This window comes from Paraburkholderia gardini (genome assembly GCF_907164545.1).
Taxonomy (GTDB): Bacteria; Pseudomonadota; Gammaproteobacteria; order Burkholderiales; family Burkholderiaceae; genus Paraburkholderia; species Paraburkholderia gardini.
The window spans coordinates 20,495-35,755 of the sequence record NZ_CAJQZB010000010.1 but is presented as its reverse complement, the minus strand read 5'-3'; the positions used below and the strand labels follow the sequence as shown (position 1 = coordinate 35,755).

Genomic DNA, 15,261 nt, shown 5'->3' with positions numbered 1-15,261 from the left:
GCGTGCCCTCGCACGCGATCGTGGCCGCACGCTCATCCCATTGTGCCCCGCGAATATCGACGATTCGATGCGCGGTTATCCAGCCATCCTTGTCGATAAATCGAACATATTCTTTCAATGTAATTACGTTTGTATTTCTTAACAATTACGCGCAAATGGTTTTTATCGGAGTCCGTCAATCTTTTGTATATATAAAAGTAATGTATATGCGAATCATTCTCATTTGTGTTGACTGCGATATACGGGATGCGTACGATTCGTGACATCCGCAGTGCGTCATATCACCGACCTCTGCCGCGACCTGATTTCCGGCTATTGCATCTCTCGCCTCGAAAATCGTTACGCAAATACCAACAACAAGGATTTCGATGAAGCTCGCCCGGTCCACCCGACTCGCTCGTACAGCGCGTCCGCGTGCGAAGACCCCGTCGCGTATTCGCGCGATGCGCGTTCCACCCCTTCGCAGGGCGGCGTTCTATACAGCGTTCGCATTGGCGAGCATGGCCGGCAGTGCGGCTTACGCGGCGGCAAGTCCCGATGCCACGCCCGAAGCACCCGAAGCCGATCTGAACATCAAGGCGCAGCCCGCGGATCAATGGACCGGTGTGTGGACACGTGAAACGCTGCTGGGCGATATCGGCGGCATACGTCCGTGGCTCGGCAAATACGGCGTGACGTTCGGCCTCACCGAAACCAGCGAATATCTCGCGAACCTGCGCGGCGGTCTCGCGCGCGGCGGCGATTACGACGGTTTGACGACAGCCACCGTGCAGGTCGATACGCAAAAAGCGTTCGGTCTGCCAGGCGGCTTGTTCAACGTGAGCGCGTTGCAGATTCACGGCCAGAATCTGAGCGAAAACAAGCTCGGCACGTTGAATACGGCAAGCGGTATCGAGGCGCAGGCAACAACCCGTCTGTGGGAGTTGTGGTACCAGCAGTCACTGCTCAACAAGCGTGTCGACATCAAGGTCGGTCAGCAGAGTATCGACCAGGAGTTCATGACGAGCCAGTATTCGGCGCTCTTCGTGAACACGATGTTCGGCTGGCCAGGTGTGCCTTCGTATGACATGCCGTCGGGTGGCCCGGCATATCCGCTGGCGGCGCCCGGCGTGCGCGTGCGCGGACAGATCACGCCCTCGCTCACCGCGCTGGCCGGCGTTTTCGACGGCGATCCACTCGGCAACAATCCGGACAACCTCAGCGGCACGAACTTCAACCTGCACAACGGCGCGCTCTTCATCGGCGAGTTGCAGTACGCGATCAACCAGCCGGCTGACGGCGAAATTGTCCGCGTAAGCCAGAGCGGTTTGCCGGGCACGTACAAGGTCGGCGTCTGGTACAACAGCGGCCGCTTCGACGACCAGCGCTTCGACAACACGGGCGTGCCGCTCGCGAACACAGCGCTCTCGACCGGCACGCCGCAATCGCATCACGGCGACTACAGCTTTTACGCGGTCGCTGACCAGATGGTCTGGCGCCCCGATCCGGACGAGCCGCGCAGTCTCGGTGTGTTCATGCGCGTGATGGGCGCGCCGGGCGACCGCAACCTGATCAGCGCCAGCGCCAACCTCGGCCTCGTGCTGAAGGCGCCGTTCGCCGGTCGCGACGACGACTCCGCCGGCATCGCGCTGACGTACATCAAGGTCGGCAGCCACGCCCGCGACTTCGATAGCGACAACCTCACGTTCAGCGGCGGCCCGTACCCGATCCGCAACAGCGAAACGGTGCTGGAAGCGACCTATCAGTATCAGGTCACGCCGTGGTGGCAGTTGCAGGCCGACGCGCAGTACACGTTCAACGCAGGCGCGGGCCAGAACCCGAACGACCCGACCCAGGCACTGCGCAATACGTTTGTGATCGGCGTGCGAACCAACATCACGTTCTAACGCTTTCCTTACTTAACCGAACCCTACGCATTCGATCATGACGGCATCAACGTTTTGCGCGAGCGGCACGGAGACATATATGACCTACCCCACGCGCCAGGCAGCACGCCGCACGACGGGCACCCCCCGCGCCACGCTCACCGCCGCGCTGACCTTCGCCGCACTGTTCGCCGCGGGCGCGGCACACGCGGAATCGAAGGGCTTTCTCGAGACGCTGAAACATCACGAGACGCTCATCAACACGGTGCCCGACAACGGCGACCAGAACCCGTACGCGATTGTCGTCGCGCCCGTTTCCGCTGGCACGGTCAAACAGGGCGACGTGCTGGTCGGCAACTTCAACAACGCGACGAACCTGCAGGGCACCGGCAGCACGATCATCGACTATCACCCCGACACGAAGCAGATGTCGACGTTCGCCACCGTGCCGCGCGACCTGAAGGCATGCCCGGGCGGCATCGGCCTGTCGACCGCGATGACGATGCTGAAGTCGGGCTGGGTGATCGTCGGCAGCACGCCGAGCAATGACGGCACCACCGGCACGAAGGGCGCCGGCTGCCTGATCGTGCTCGACCCGCAGGGCAAGGTGGCATCGACGATCGTGAGCCCGAACATCAACGACCCGTGGGGCAACATGGCCGTCGTCGATAACGGCACGAGCGCGACGCTCTTCGTGAGCAACGCGGGCTTCGGCGTCGGTGGTGCCGACGGCACGCCGCCCGTGTTCAAGCAGGCCACCGTGTTGCGGCTCGACCTCGACATCCCGCAGGGCAAGCCGCCGGTCGTGAAGAAGGAAACGGTCGTCGGCAGCGGCTTTGGCGCGCAGGCCGACAAGGGCGTGTTCCTCGTCGGACCGACGGGCCTCGCGCTGTCGAAGGACCAGTCGCTGCTGTATGTGTCCGATGCGATCGGCAACCGCGTGACCGAAATCGACGAACCGATGACGCGCGATACGAGCGCGGGCGTCGGCCGTCAGGTCAGCGCCGACGGTCTGCTGCACCGCCCGCTCGCGATGGTGACGGCGCCGAACGGCCATCTGCTCGTGACGAACGCGCTCAACGGCCAGGTCGTCGAAATCGATCCGGTCGAAGGCAAGCAGCTGTACGCACGCTGGATCGACACGGACAAGGCGCAATCGCCGCCGGGTAATGGCGACCTGTTCGGCATTGCAATGACGCCGCAAGGCGATGGTTTCTACTACGTACAGGATGACGTGAACACGCTCGTGCTCGCGAAGTAAGCAATATGGCAAACGACCCCACACCCCCAGCGCGCCCGTCGCGACGCGGGTTTCTCAAGGCAGGCGGCGCCGCGGTGGCGGCGGGCGCCGGGCTTGGCGCGACGGGCGTCGCCCAGGCGGCCCAGGCTGCGCCCGGCAAGCCCCATGCGGACGATCCGCAGCGCGCTGTCGAGCCGTTCTTCGGCGCGCATCAGGGCGGCATCGTCACGCCGCAGCAGAGCCATACGTATGTCGCGGCGTTCGATCTCACGACCGGCAAGCGCGACGACGTGATCGGCCTCCTGCGCGCATGGACCGACGCCGCCGCGCGCATGACACAGGGCGCGACCGCCGCCCCGCTCGACACGCCCGACGACAAACCCGCGCCCGATTCGGCCGATATCCTCGGCCTCGGCCCGCAGGGTCTCACGATCACGTTCGGCTTCGGCCCTGGCCTCTTCACGCAGGAAGGTAAGGACCGCTATGGCATCGCGAACCGCCGGCCCGCCGCGCTCGTCGACCTGCCGCGCTTTAACGGCGACCAGCTGGTCGCGCAGAAGACCGGCGGCGACCTCTACATCCAGGCGTGCGCGAACGATCCGCAGGTCGCGTTCCATGCGGTGCGGCAACTCGCGCGCATGGGTTACGGCGCGATCGCGATGCGCTGGGGCCAGGCGGGTTTCCTGTCCGGTCCGCGCGGGCAGACGCCTCGCAACCTGATGGGCTTCAAGGACGGAACGAACAATCCTTCGATAGCGAAAGCGCCGCTGATGAACCAGTTCGTCTGGGCCAACGCGCCCGACGCGCCGTGGATGCAGGGCGGCACGTACACGGTCGTGCGCCGTATCCGCATCACGCTCGAACACTGGGACCAGATGGAGCTCGGCTTCCAGGAAGAAGTGTTCGGCCGGCACAAGTACAGCGGCGCGCCAATCGGCATGAAAAACGAAGTCGACGCGCTCGACCTCAAAGCCGAGGACAAGGACGGCAATCCGGTCATCGCGCAGAACGCGCACGTGCGGCTCTCGAATGAGGCATCGAACAACGGCGCGCAGATTCTGCGCCGCTCGTATTCGTACAACGACGGCACGAATTTCTACATCGAGCGCTGGCCGCCATGGCGCCAGGAAACGGAGTACGACGCCGGACTCATTTTCATCGCGCATCAGGGCGATCCGCGCACCGGCTTCATTCCGATCAACGAAAAGCTCGCGAAGTTCGACATGATGAACCAGTTCACGACGCACGTCGGCAGCGCGATATTCGCCTGCCCGCCGGGCGCGCGGCCGGGTTCGTACATCGGCGCGGGTCTGTTCGAAACATAGGCCGCGCGGGCCACATGGGCGTCGCTTCAAGCCCTGGGCCCGCACCGCGCACACAACGCATTGGATCAACACATCAAGGGGATATAAGAATCATGACTCAATCCTGGTTTCGCGCGCGCCTTGGCGCGTCGTTCATCGCCGCCGCACTGTCGCTGCCGCTGACGGCGCCTGCCGCGCACGCTGCTTCGCTTGTGCTGTACAGCGCGCAGCACGAGCAGGTTGTCGACATGCTCGCGAAGGACTTCCAAAAGGAATCGGGCATTTCGGTGAAGATCCGCAGCGGCGAAGGTCCGGCGCTCGCGGCGCAGCTCGTCGCGGAAGGCTCGGCGACACCGGCCGACGTGTACTTCACGGAAAACTCGCCCGAACTGATGCTGCTCGAGGAAAAGGGCATGCTCGCGAAGGTCGCCCCCGCGACGCTCGCGACGATCCCCGCGCGTTTCAGCTCGCCGGCGGGCCAGTGGGTCGGCGTGACAGCGCGTGAAAACGTGCTCGCGTACAACACGACGAAACTGCAGCCGTCGCAACTGCCGCCTTCGCTGTTCGATCTGACGAAGCCCGAGTGGAAAGGCCGCGTCGGCATTGCACCGAGCGACGGCGACTTCCTGCCGCTCGTGAGCGCCGTGCTCGCGCTGAAGGGCCATGACGAGACGCTGCAATGGCTCAAGGGCCTGAAAAAGAACGCGCAGATTTTCGATGACGACGAAGGCGTGGTCGCCGCCGTCAACCGTGGCGGCGTCGAAACCGGCATCATCAACAACTACTACTGGGCACGCCTGCACACCGAACTCGGCGACAAGGCCACGCGCAGCGCGATCTATCACTACGGCAACGGCGACGCGGGCGCACTCGTGAACGTGTCGGGTGCGGCCGTGCTGAAAACCGCGCACAACCCGGATGGCGCGCAGCAGTTCCTGAAGTATCTGGTCAGCGAACGCGCGCAGAGCCTGATGGCGAAGAGCCGCGTCAGCTACGAATATCCGCTGCACGCGGGTGTCGCGGCCGACCCGATCCTCAAGCCGTTCGCTGAACTGACGCCGCCGGCGCTCACGCTCGAACAGCTCGGCGACGACAGCCAGGCCGGCAAGCTGCTGCGTCAGGCGGGCCTGCTGTAACGCGCCATCGATGAGTGAAATAGTCATTGCCGCCACGGCGGCTCCCGCACCGGCGCGCGCCACGAAACGCGCGCCGCGCGGTCTGCTGGCGGCAGCGGCAATCAGCGCATTGCTGGTGCTGCTGCCGCTCGCGTTTACGTTTTATCGCGCGACGACGTTCGGTTTCGACGACACGCTCGAACTCGTGTTCAGACCGCTCGTCGGCGAACTGTTCGTCAATACGCTGATGATTACCGTCAGCGCGACGCTTACGTGCAGCGTGATCGGCACGGCCGCCGCGTGGTTCGTCGAACGCACGCATGTACCGGGACGTCGTGTGTGGGCCGTGCTCGCCGCCGCGCCGCTCGCGATGCCGCCGTTCATCACGAGTTACGCGTGGGTGTCGCTGAGTCTCGATTTGCAGGACTTCGCGGGCGCGCTGCTGGTGATCACGTCGGCGTATTTTCCGCTCGTGTATCTGCCGGTGGCCGCCTCGCTGCGCGGCATGGATCCGGCGCTCGAGGAAAGCGCACGCGCGCTGGGCTGCGGACGCTATGCCACGTTCATGCGCGTGGTGCTGCCGCAACTGCGCCCTGCTCTCCTCGGCGGCATGCTGCTCGTGGCGCTCGGCGTGCTGTCCGAATTCGGTGCGTTCCAGCTGCTGCGTTTTCGCACATTCACCACGCAGATCTACGCCGAGTTCCGCACGAGCTTCGACAGCAGCGGCGCTTCGGTGATGGCGTGCCTGCTGATCGCGCTGTGTCTCGTATGCCTCGCGTTCGAATTTCGCGTGCGCGGCGGTGCGAGGTATGAGCGCGTCGATCGCGGCGCGCGCCGCGCCGCGCTGCGCTATGACCTCGGCAAGTGGCGCTGGATCGTGACTGGCGGCTTCGCCACGCTCGCGATCGTCACGCTCGGCGTGCCGCTCGGCATGATCGGCTTCTGGCTCACGCAGGAAGGCGCGGCGGCTGTCACGCCGGCCGAGGTGTCGCCGGAACTGCTGTTCAACGCGACGATGTCGTCGGTTGGTTTTGGGCTTGCCGCCGCGCTCGTCACGACCATGCTCGTTATTCCGCTCGCGTTTCTTCTCGTGCGTTTTCCCGGACGGCTCGCGACCGTCTTCGAGCGCACCGTGTTTCTCGCGCAGGGCGTGCCCGGGCTCGTGATCGCGCTCGCGATCGTCTCGCTCGCCGTGCATGCGCTGCAACCGCTGTATCAGGGCGCGACGCTGCTCGTGATCGCCTACGCGATCCTCTTCATGCCGCTCGCGCTCGTCAGCGTGCGCGCCGCCCTCGCGCAGGCGCAACCGCGTCTCGAGGAAACCGCCCGCGCGCTCGGTCTGAACTGGACGCAGACGCTCCTTCGTGTGCTGCTGCCGCTGGCAGGCCCGGGCCTCGGTGCGGCGGCTTCGATGGTTTTCATTTCGGTCGTCACCGAACTCAACGCGACGCTGCTGCTCTCGCCGATCGGCACGCATACGCTCGCGACGCAGGTATGGTCCGATACCTCGACGCTCGCGTTCGCCGCCGCCGCGCCTTACGCCGCGCTGCTGACGGCCATTTCGCTGTGCGCCTCCGGCCTGCTGTTCGCGCTGCTCGGCCGCTCGGCGCTGCTCGGGCGCGATCACAATCCCGCTTTGCGGGCGGCATCACAGCCGGCTTCGGAGTCCGTTTCACAGCCCGCCTTGCGCCAAAACCGCGCCGCACATCGCTGACGGACGCAAAATCGACGCATAATTGCGCGCATCCGCACGCCTCACAACGCCCCGACGCCCCGCTTTTTCCATCTGGTTCACATGAGCAATCTTCGTATCAGCGGGCTGCACAAGTCCTTCGACGGTCACACGGTGCTGCACGGCATCGATCTTTCAGTCGAGCGCGGCACGCTGCTGGCACTGCTGGGTCCGTCCGGCAGCGGCAAGACCACGCTGCTGCGCGTGCTGTGCGGCTTCGAGCACGCCGATAGCGGCACGATCGAAATCGACGGCCGCCGGGTCGCGGGCGACAACCTGCATCTGCCGTCCGAGCTGCGGCGTATCGGCTATGTGCCGCAGGAAGGCGCGCTGTTTCCCCATCTTTCGGTTGCCGACAACATCGTGTTCGGCCTGCCGCGTGGACAGCGTCGTGCGCAGCATCGCGTCGCGGAACTGCTGGAACTTGTGGGCCTCGCGCCCGATTATGCAAACCGCGCGCCGCAGCAGTTGTCCGGCGGGCAGCAGCAGCGTGTCGCACTGGCCCGCGCGCTCGCGCCCTCGCCGACGCTCGTGATGCTCGACGAGCCGTTCTCGTCGCTCGACGCCGCGCTGCGGCTCGAAACGCGCCAGGCGGTAGCGGATGCGCTCGCCGCCGCGGGTGCGACTGCGGTGCTCGTCACGCACGACCAGTCGGAAGCGCTTTCGCTCGGGCACGAAGTCGCCGTGTTGTGGAACGGCAAGCTGATCCAGACCGCGACGCCGCAAACGCTCTACCGGCGACCTGTCTCACGCGAACTCGCTTCATTTGTCGGCGAAGCGGTGCTGCTGCCGGGCATCGCGTCATCCGATATCGCCCGGTGCGCGCTCGGTGAACTGAAGCTGTCGGCGCCCGTGGCGGACGGACCGATCGATGTCATGGTGCGCCCCGAACAGATTCACGTGCTGCACGCACACGACCTGACGCGCGACGGCGTGCCGACGTTCGGCGCGGTCGTGCGCGAAGTGACGTTCAACGGCCAGGACGCCAGCGTCGTACTGCAGTTGCTGGACGATGACGCGGCGAACACAAACGGCAAGGCTGTGCCGCTGAACGGCACCGCGATTCGCGCCCGCGTGCCGGGTTATCGCAGCCCGCAGCCTGGCGAGCATGTGCGGCTCGCCGTCGACGGCGAAGTGACAGGCTACGCGCGCGCCTGAGCGCGCACCGACAGATCCTGCATCATCTGCGCGGCGAGATAGTCGCACGTCGGACGGTCGGATTTCGCGCTGCGGGCAACGACGATCTCCAGTGGTTCGATGACCGGCAGCCCCTGCGCCTCGCCGTAAATCGAGAGCCGCGACGGCACGCTGCAACGCGCGAGCGCCACGACGGCAAGCCCCGCATCGACGGTTGCCACGAGCCCCAGCAGACTCGCGCTGCTATACGCGGCGCGGTACTTGATGCCCGCGCCGTTGAGCGCCGCGAGCGTATGCGCCCGCGCGACGCAGCCATGCTCGTACAGCCCGACCGGTAGCGGCGACGTCGCGAGCACCGAGGTATCGTCGGGCGCGCCGACCCACACCATCTCCTCCCGACGCACGAAGTCGCCGCGCAGCCTGCGGTCACGCGTGACGAACGCGAGATCGATCTTGTTGTCGGCCAGCATCGGTGCGAGCGCCGTGCTTTGCGCGCAGACGATCTCGATCTCCACGCGCGGATACAGGTTCGAAAAGCGCCGCAACACCGGCGAAAGCAGCGACGACACGTAATCGTCCGGCGCGCCGAGCACGACGCGCCCGCTCACATCCGGCCGCGCAATCGCCGACCACGCTTCCTCGTGCAGATCGAGCATCCGCCGCGCGTATTCGAGCAGCGTGTTGCCCGGACGCGTCAGCGCGAGATTGCGCGTGTCGCGCATGAAGAGCGTCGTGTCCAGCATGCGTTCCAGCCGCTTGATCTGCATGCTGACGGCCGCCTGCGACCGGTGCACCGTCACCGACGCCTTCGTGAAACTGCCCGCCTCCACCACCGCGACGAACGTACGCAACAGATCGACATCGAATTCGGGATGCATGATTTATCAATTTGGCTTATGGGATTTCTCAATTTAATTCGTTTGTGAGTGCCCGGCAAGTCATCGATACTCGGTTCGTCGACGCATGCGAGGGAGCTATTTTTCATGAACATCACCGAACGCCAGCAAGGGGCCGTCACACTGGCCGCCGGCGGACTGCTGATGGGCACCATCGGGATCTTTGTCGAAGAGGCGCGGCTCGGCGCGCTCACGCTCGTGTTTTTTCGCTGCCTGTTCGGTTTTCTCGCGCTCTTCGCGTACTGCGCGTGGAAAGGCTTCTTCGCGCGCCGCTTTTTCACGCGACGCACGGTGACGCTCGCTGTCATCTCGGGCGTGCTGATGGTCACGCAGTGGGTAGGATTCTTCGATTCGATTCATCGCACGAGCATCGCCGTCGCGACGGTCGTGTTTCATGTGCAGCCGTTCTGGGTCGTGCTGATGGGCGCGGCGCTCTTCAACGAGCGGCTCGGCATCGACCGCCTCGGCTGGATCGGCACGGCGTTCGTCGGGCTCGTGCTCGCTTCGGGTGTGATCGCGAGCGGGAACGTGCAGGGCCATGCGAGCTACCTGATCGGGATCGGCGAAGCGCTCGCCGGCTCGGTGCTGTACGCGAGCGTCACGCTGATCGCGAAGAGCCTTGGCGACCTGCGCCCGCATCTGTTGACGCTCGCGCAATGTCTGGTGGGCGTGGTCTGTCTGCCTTTGATTGCGGCATTCGTTGCACCGCTTGGGTCGGTACATCTTTCGCCGCAGCAGTGGTTCTGGGTCATCGGCATGGGCGTGCTCCATACCGGCCTCTCGTACGTGCTGATCTATGGCGCGCTGCCGAAGCTGCAGACGCCCGTCATCGCCGTGCTGCTGTTCGTCTATCCGCTCACGGCCATCGCCGTCGATGCGCTCGTCTACGGCCGCGCGCTCTCGCCGCTGCAACTCGCTGGCATGGCGTTGATCGTCGCCGCGAGCCTCGGCGTGAACCTCGGCTGGCCGCTGCTTTCGGTCGTGCTGCCCGGCACGCGGGCCCGTTCCGGTTGAACCGCGCGGTGGTTGCGCGTCTGGCGCGTTCGGCGCGGTTTCGCAACCGCGCCGCCACGCACACCCGCTCATTCGCTCACTCGTAGTGGAAACGGCAGGCGATCACATAGATCAAACCGTCTTCCGGCAGATACACGAGGCGGTCCGCCCGCGTGATGCGCCTCGACCAGAAGCCGCTCAGATTACCCACCAGCGGCTCGGGCTTGCCGGTTCCCCTGAACGGATCGCGCCGGCACTCCTCGAGCAGTGCGTTGATGTTGCGCAGAACCTTGTGATCGGTCTGCTGCCAGTGCAGATAGTCTTCCCACGCTTCGTCCGTGAAGGCAAACGCGGCATCAGCCCTTGCGGCCTCTTTGTTGCGGCTCTTCTGATTGCTCATGTGTCAGCAGGTTGCGTCGAACCACCTTGCCGGCCTTCACCTGGGCAATGGAACGTGCAAGCCGTTCAGCGTTCTTCGGCGAGCTCAACAGATACAGGGTTTCCTGCATCGCATTGAAATCATCGAGCGACACCATCACGACATGCTCGCCGCTTTGCCGCGTGATCATCATCGGCGTATGGTCGCGGCACACGTCATCCATTGCCTGCTTGAAGCCGGCACGCGCTTCGCTATAAGTTAGAACGTTCATTTGCGGGTTCCCGACCTGAGTGGTTTCGCTCCGGTCGCTCCTGTCAGATTGGGTTGGCAGCGCTGCTTTCACGGGCCTCCCTGGCGGGAAAACATGTGGGACAAGACAGCTATCCATCGGATGTTCCATTGTACAGAACACCGTACAACAAGACAATCCGCCGCCGATGCCACGTCTGCCTGCAACCTTGAGGCAAATCATGACATGCGGCGGCGGCGACTGACAGTCGGCCGGATGGCCAGTGAACCAGGCGTTGCGAACGTGCGGCGCGGCGGAACACGCCCGCGCCGCTGTCCGGTCATTGCGGCAGGACCTCCCCTCTGGTCTCCGGCGCGAACGGAATGATGAACAGGCCGATCACGAAGACAACCGCCGTGATCGCGACCGGCACGCCGAGCGTGTGCATGTTCAGCACGGCGGCGCCGAGCAGGAAGTTCACGCCCGCGCCCACGAACCGTCCGAAGGACGTGCAGAACGCGAACGCCGTCGCGCGCACGCGGGTTTCGAACTGCTCCGGCAGCCACAGGCTGAAGAGCGCGAAATTGCCGCCGAAGAAACCCAGCACAACCAGCCACGCGATGAACGGCGCGAGGCCGTTCGGCAGATAGAACGCCCAGCCGAACGCGCCCACGATCGACACCGCCATGCCGGCGAAATAGACCGCGAGTGTTTTCTTGCGCCCGATGCGCTCGGCAAGCGGCGGCAACGCGAGACAGCCGATGATCGTCGCGATCGAAAGCAGCCCCGTCGCGATCGACGCCATCTTGATCGCCTCGGGTTTTGTCATGCCGGCCCGCGTCGCGAGCTGGATCACCGCGGACGGTTCGTACACCGCGCCCGCCCACAGCCCGATGATCGCGATGGTCAGGAGCGCGCAGGCCACCCACGTGCGGCGACGGTATGTCGGCCCGAGAATCTCGCGCAGCGGTTTGCTGCGTACGGCCTGCGCTTCGGTCTTCGACCATTTCTCCGGCTCTTTCACGCGCAGCAGGATCAGGATCGCGCACACGACCGGCACCGCGCCCGTCAGGAACATCGCGCGCCAGCCGTAATGCACGCCGACCGTGTAGTTCAGCGCGGCGGCAAGAAAGAAGCCCGCGTAGTAACCGGTCTGAAGATAGCCCGCACCCATCTTGCGACGGTCTTCCGGCCACGCTTCGGCAACATAGGTACCGGCCAGCGCCCATTCGCCGCCGATCCCGACACCGGCAATGAAACGGTAGATGCCGAGTTCCCACACGTTGTGCGCGGTCGCTGAGAGCCCCGTGAAAATCGCGAATGTGAGGATCGTGCCGGCCAGCACCTTGGTGCGGCCGAAGCGGTCGGCAAGCGGCCCCCAGATAAACGACAGCCCCCAGCCGACGAGAAAGAGCGCGAACAGGATCGAGCCCGCGAGGCCGACGTTAGCCGGCGTCGCCGCATATCCTGAATTCGGCAGCAGTTCGGTGAGCGCGGGCGTGAGGACAAGCGCGTAGATGAACGAGTCCATCCCGTCGAGTGTCCAGCCTGCCCACGCGCCCCAGAAACCTGCGATCTGCGAGCGGTTGAGCGGTGTGCGATGCCGCGCGCCAGCCGCGCGGTCCGTCAGTGAATTCATCATGCTCCTCCGGTAATACGGTTGGAATACGTGCTTCTGAACGACCGTGCAGCGCGTCTGCCAGACAAAAGCCGGGCGATCTTGCCGCTATGATCCACGGGTGCCGGTCGACCTGAATTCACCGGCGATGCCGTTGCGCGGCGCATGGCCGGCATGGCGGGAAGCCTGTGAAACGTCGTGGAACCCGGGTTTCTCCTGCTGGAGAATGCATCATTTCATATATAATATTTTATCTTATGAGCGAAGCAACGAGTGGTTTTCCCTTACACGACGGCAAACCGGTCTCTCTTCTTCCAGAGGCCGCGGTGCCGCGGGCCAGCACGTCCCATGTGATCGCGGACGCGCTGCGCGCGGCGATCGTCGAAGGCACGCTGGCGCCGGGTGCGCCGCTGCGACAGGACGCGATCGCCCGGCATTTCTCGGTGAGCGCGATCCCCGTGCGCGAGGCGCTACGCCAGCTGGAAAGCGAAGGCTGGGCCAGGGTCGAGATTCACAAGGGTGCGACGGTCGCACCGCTCTCCGCGGCCGAGGCGCGGGAAATCTACGAAATCCGCTCGGCGCTCGAAAGTCTGGCGATTGGGCTCGCCATTCCGCTTCACACGGCGGCAACGTTGCGCGAATGCGAAAGGCTCTGCAAGGTGGCCGAACGGGAACCCGATTCGACGCTTTACGCGGCCCGCAACCGCGCGTTCCACATGAGTCTTTACGCGCCGGCCGGCCGGCCACAACTCGAAGAGCTGATGGCTACGCTGCACCGGCGCGGCGAACGGTATCTGCGGCTCAAACTGGGTTTGCCGAGCTACAAGGGCGAATCCGACCAGGAACACGTCGCCCTCCTCGACGCCGTGCGCCGGCATGACATCGCCGGGGCGCAGGCGCTCGTCGTGCGCCATCTGCTCGGCACGGGCGAGCTGCTTTATCGTTTTATCACCGAGCGCATCGAGGCCGATGCCGCGCAACCCAAAACCCGCCGGCCGCGCGCGTCCCGCAAGCCGACCTGACCCGGGAGTTGAAAACCGTCGATGAACCCGCAAGCCCTCACGCCAACCGCTTCATCCTCGTCACATTCCGCTGCGGCCGGCGGGCCTGAGTCCACCGGGCGCTCCTGGACCACCCGTCGCGACGAAAAAAACCGCCGCCTCGCCGCCGTCGCGCCGTGGCTGAAAGACGGCATCCTGCCCGCGGCGCGCATCGTCGATGCACTGGAAGCGCTGATCTGTCCGGGTGACCGCGTCGCGCTCGAAGGCGACAACCAGAAGCAGGCCGATTTCCTGTCGCGCTCGCTCGCGAAGGTCGATCCAGCGAAAGTCCACGACGTGCATCTGCTGATTTCGACGATCAGCCGGCCCGAGCAGTTGACGCTGTTCGAGCGGGGCATCGCCCACAAGGTCGATTTCTCGTTTGCCGGGCCGCAGAGCCTGCGCGTCGCGCAGCTGCTCGAAGACGGGCAGCTCGAGATCGGCGCGATCTATACGTACGTCGAGCTGTATGCGCGGATGTTCGTCGACCTGACGCCGCAGGTCGCGCTGCTGTGCGCGGAAAAGGCCGACCGTCACGGCAACCTGTACACCGGCCCGAATACCGAGGACACGCCCACCATCGCCGAAGCCGCCGCGTTCCGGCACGGCATCGTGATCGTGCAGGTGAACGAGATCGTCGATGAACTGCCGCGCGTCGATATTCCCGGCTCGTGGGTGGACGTCGTCGTCGAGGCCGACCGGCCGTTTGCGGTCGAGCCGCTTTTCACGCGCGATCCGCGTCATATCGGCGATCTCCAGGTGCTGACCGCGATGATGGTGATTCGCGGCATCTATGAGCCGTATGGAATTACTTCGCTGAATCACGGCATCGGTTTCGATACCGCCGCGATCGAACTGCTGCTGCCTACCTACGGCGAGTCGCTCGGGCTGAAAGGCCGGATCTGCCGCAACTGGACGCTCAATCCGCATCCCACGCTGATCCCCGCGATCGAGTCGGGCTGGGTCGAAAGCATTCATTGTTTCGGCAGCGAAGTCGGCATGGAACGGTATATCGAGGCGCGGCCCGACGTGTTTTTCACCGGCAGCGACGGCACCCTGCGTTCGAACCGCGTGCTGTGCCAGCTGGCCGGGCAATATGGCGTCGATCTGTTCATCGGCTCGACGCTGCAGCTCGACGCCGACGCGAATTCGTCAACCGTGACCCGTGGCCGGCTTGCAGGCTTCGGCGGTGCGCCGAACATGGGCCACGATCCGCGCGGCAGGCGTCATTCGAGCGAAGCGTGGCTCAAGCTGCTGAAAGATCAGGGGCCGGTTTCGCGCGGCCACAAGCTCGTCGTGCAGCTCGCTGAGACGTACAAGAAAGGCGGCGAGCCGACCTTCGTCGATGAACTCGACGCCATCGCGGTCGGCCGGAACAGCGGCATGCCTGTTGCACCCGTGATGATCTACGGCGACGACGTCAGCCATGTCGTCACCGAGGAAGGCATCGCGCATCTGCACAAGGCCGAAGGCATCGACGAACGGCGCGCGGCGCTCGCCGCGGTGGCCGGCGTGACGCCGGTCGGTCTGCGCGCGAAACCTGAAAAAACCGCTGAACTGCGCCGGCGCGGCATCGTCGCTTATCCGGAAGATCTCGGCATCCGGCGCGGCGAAGCAAAGCGCTCGCTGCTGGCCGCGCGCAGCATCGACGATCTCGTTACGTGGTCTGGCGGCCTGTACGCGCCGCCGGCACGCTTCAGAAGCTGGTGACGC

At 64.9% G+C, this 15,261-nt stretch carries 13 protein-coding genes; 9 read left to right on the top strand and 4 right to left on the bottom strand.

What is annotated here, in order from left to right:
• Positions 1-368: 368 nt before the first annotated feature.
• From LPA37_RS09605 to LPA37_RS09580, 6 genes are all read left to right on the top strand, one after another.
• On the top strand, positions 369-1,886 hold the full coding sequence (locus LPA37_RS09605) for a carbohydrate porin (protein WP_407672506.1): 1,518 nt from the start codon (positions 369-371) through the stop codon (positions 1,884-1,886).
• Between the two features lie 79 nt (positions 1,887-1,965).
• Positions 1,966-3,126 (top strand): NHL repeat-containing protein, encoded by a 1,161-nt coding sequence (locus tag LPA37_RS09600; RefSeq protein WP_229012407.1) that lies wholly within the window; start codon positions 1,966-1,968, stop codon positions 3,124-3,126.
• A gap of 5 nt (positions 3,127-3,131) precedes the next feature.
• Positions 3,132-4,430: an iron uptake transporter deferrochelatase/peroxidase subunit gene (efeB, locus tag LPA37_RS09595; RefSeq protein ID WP_229012406.1), complete on the top strand. Its 1,299-nt coding sequence runs from the start codon at positions 3,132-3,134 to the stop codon at positions 4,428-4,430.
• A gap of 92 nt (positions 4,431-4,522) precedes the next feature.
• Positions 4,523-5,545 carry an iron ABC transporter substrate-binding protein gene (locus tag LPA37_RS09590; RefSeq protein WP_229012405.1) on the top strand — a complete coding sequence of 341 codons (1,023 nt, stop codon included), beginning with the start codon at positions 4,523-4,525 and terminating at the stop codon, positions 5,543-5,545.
• A gap of 10 nt (positions 5,546-5,555) precedes the next feature.
• Positions 5,556-7,238 carry an ABC transporter permease gene (locus LPA37_RS09585; RefSeq protein ID WP_229012404.1) on the top strand — a complete coding sequence of 561 codons (1,683 nt, stop codon included), beginning with the start codon at positions 5,556-5,558 and terminating at the stop codon, positions 7,236-7,238.
• Positions 7,239-7,319: 81 nt separating this feature from the next.
• Complete coding sequence (locus LPA37_RS09580) at positions 7,320-8,414, top strand: ABC transporter ATP-binding protein (protein WP_228981695.1); 1,095 nt, start codon at positions 7,320-7,322, stop codon at positions 8,412-8,414.
• On the opposite strand, the gene LPA37_RS09575 is transcribed toward LPA37_RS09580, so the two are convergent.
• Positions 8,399-9,271, bottom strand: coding sequence for a LysR substrate-binding domain-containing protein (locus LPA37_RS09575; protein WP_228981694.1), 873 nt, complete (start codon positions 9,269-9,271; stop codon positions 8,399-8,401). The two genes, LPA37_RS09580 and LPA37_RS09575, sit on opposite strands and share 16 nt — an antisense overlap.
• A gap of 105 nt (positions 9,272-9,376) precedes the next feature.
• Between LPA37_RS09575 and LPA37_RS09570 the strand changes: the two genes are divergently transcribed.
• Positions 9,377-10,303 (top strand): DMT family transporter, encoded by a 927-nt coding sequence (locus LPA37_RS09570; RefSeq protein WP_229012403.1) that lies wholly within the window; start codon positions 9,377-9,379, stop codon positions 10,301-10,303.
• A gap of 76 nt (positions 10,304-10,379) precedes the next feature.
• On the opposite strand, the gene LPA37_RS09565 is transcribed toward LPA37_RS09570, so the two are convergent.
• From LPA37_RS09565 to LPA37_RS09555, 3 genes are all read right to left on the bottom strand, one after another.
• Positions 10,380-10,682 (bottom strand): Txe/YoeB family addiction module toxin, encoded by a 303-nt coding sequence (locus LPA37_RS09565; RefSeq protein ID WP_228981692.1) that lies wholly within the window; start codon positions 10,680-10,682, stop codon positions 10,380-10,382.
• Positions 10,639-10,932, bottom strand: coding sequence for a type II toxin-antitoxin system Phd/YefM family antitoxin (locus LPA37_RS09560; protein WP_229012465.1), 294 nt, complete (start codon positions 10,930-10,932; stop codon positions 10,639-10,641). Before LPA37_RS09560 ends, LPA37_RS09565 begins: the two co-directional genes overlap by 44 nt.
• 298 nt (positions 10,933-11,230) lie before the next feature.
• Positions 11,231-12,529, bottom strand: coding sequence for an MFS transporter (locus LPA37_RS09555; protein WP_228983796.1), 1,299 nt, complete (start codon positions 12,527-12,529; stop codon positions 11,231-11,233).
• A gap of 236 nt (positions 12,530-12,765) precedes the next feature.
• Here LPA37_RS09555 and LPA37_RS09550 point away from each other — a divergent pair, with 236 nt between their 5' ends.
• Together LPA37_RS09550 and mdcA are read left to right on the top strand one after the other, a co-directional pair.
• Positions 12,766-13,530, top strand: coding sequence for a GntR family transcriptional regulator (locus tag LPA37_RS09550; RefSeq protein WP_229012402.1), 765 nt, complete (start codon positions 12,766-12,768; stop codon positions 13,528-13,530).
• Between the two features lie 21 nt (positions 13,531-13,551).
• Positions 13,552-15,258: a malonate decarboxylase subunit alpha gene (gene mdcA / locus LPA37_RS09545; protein ID WP_228983788.1), complete on the top strand. Its 1,707-nt coding sequence runs from the start codon at positions 13,552-13,554 to the stop codon at positions 15,256-15,258.
• Positions 15,259-15,261: the final 3 nt, after the last annotated feature.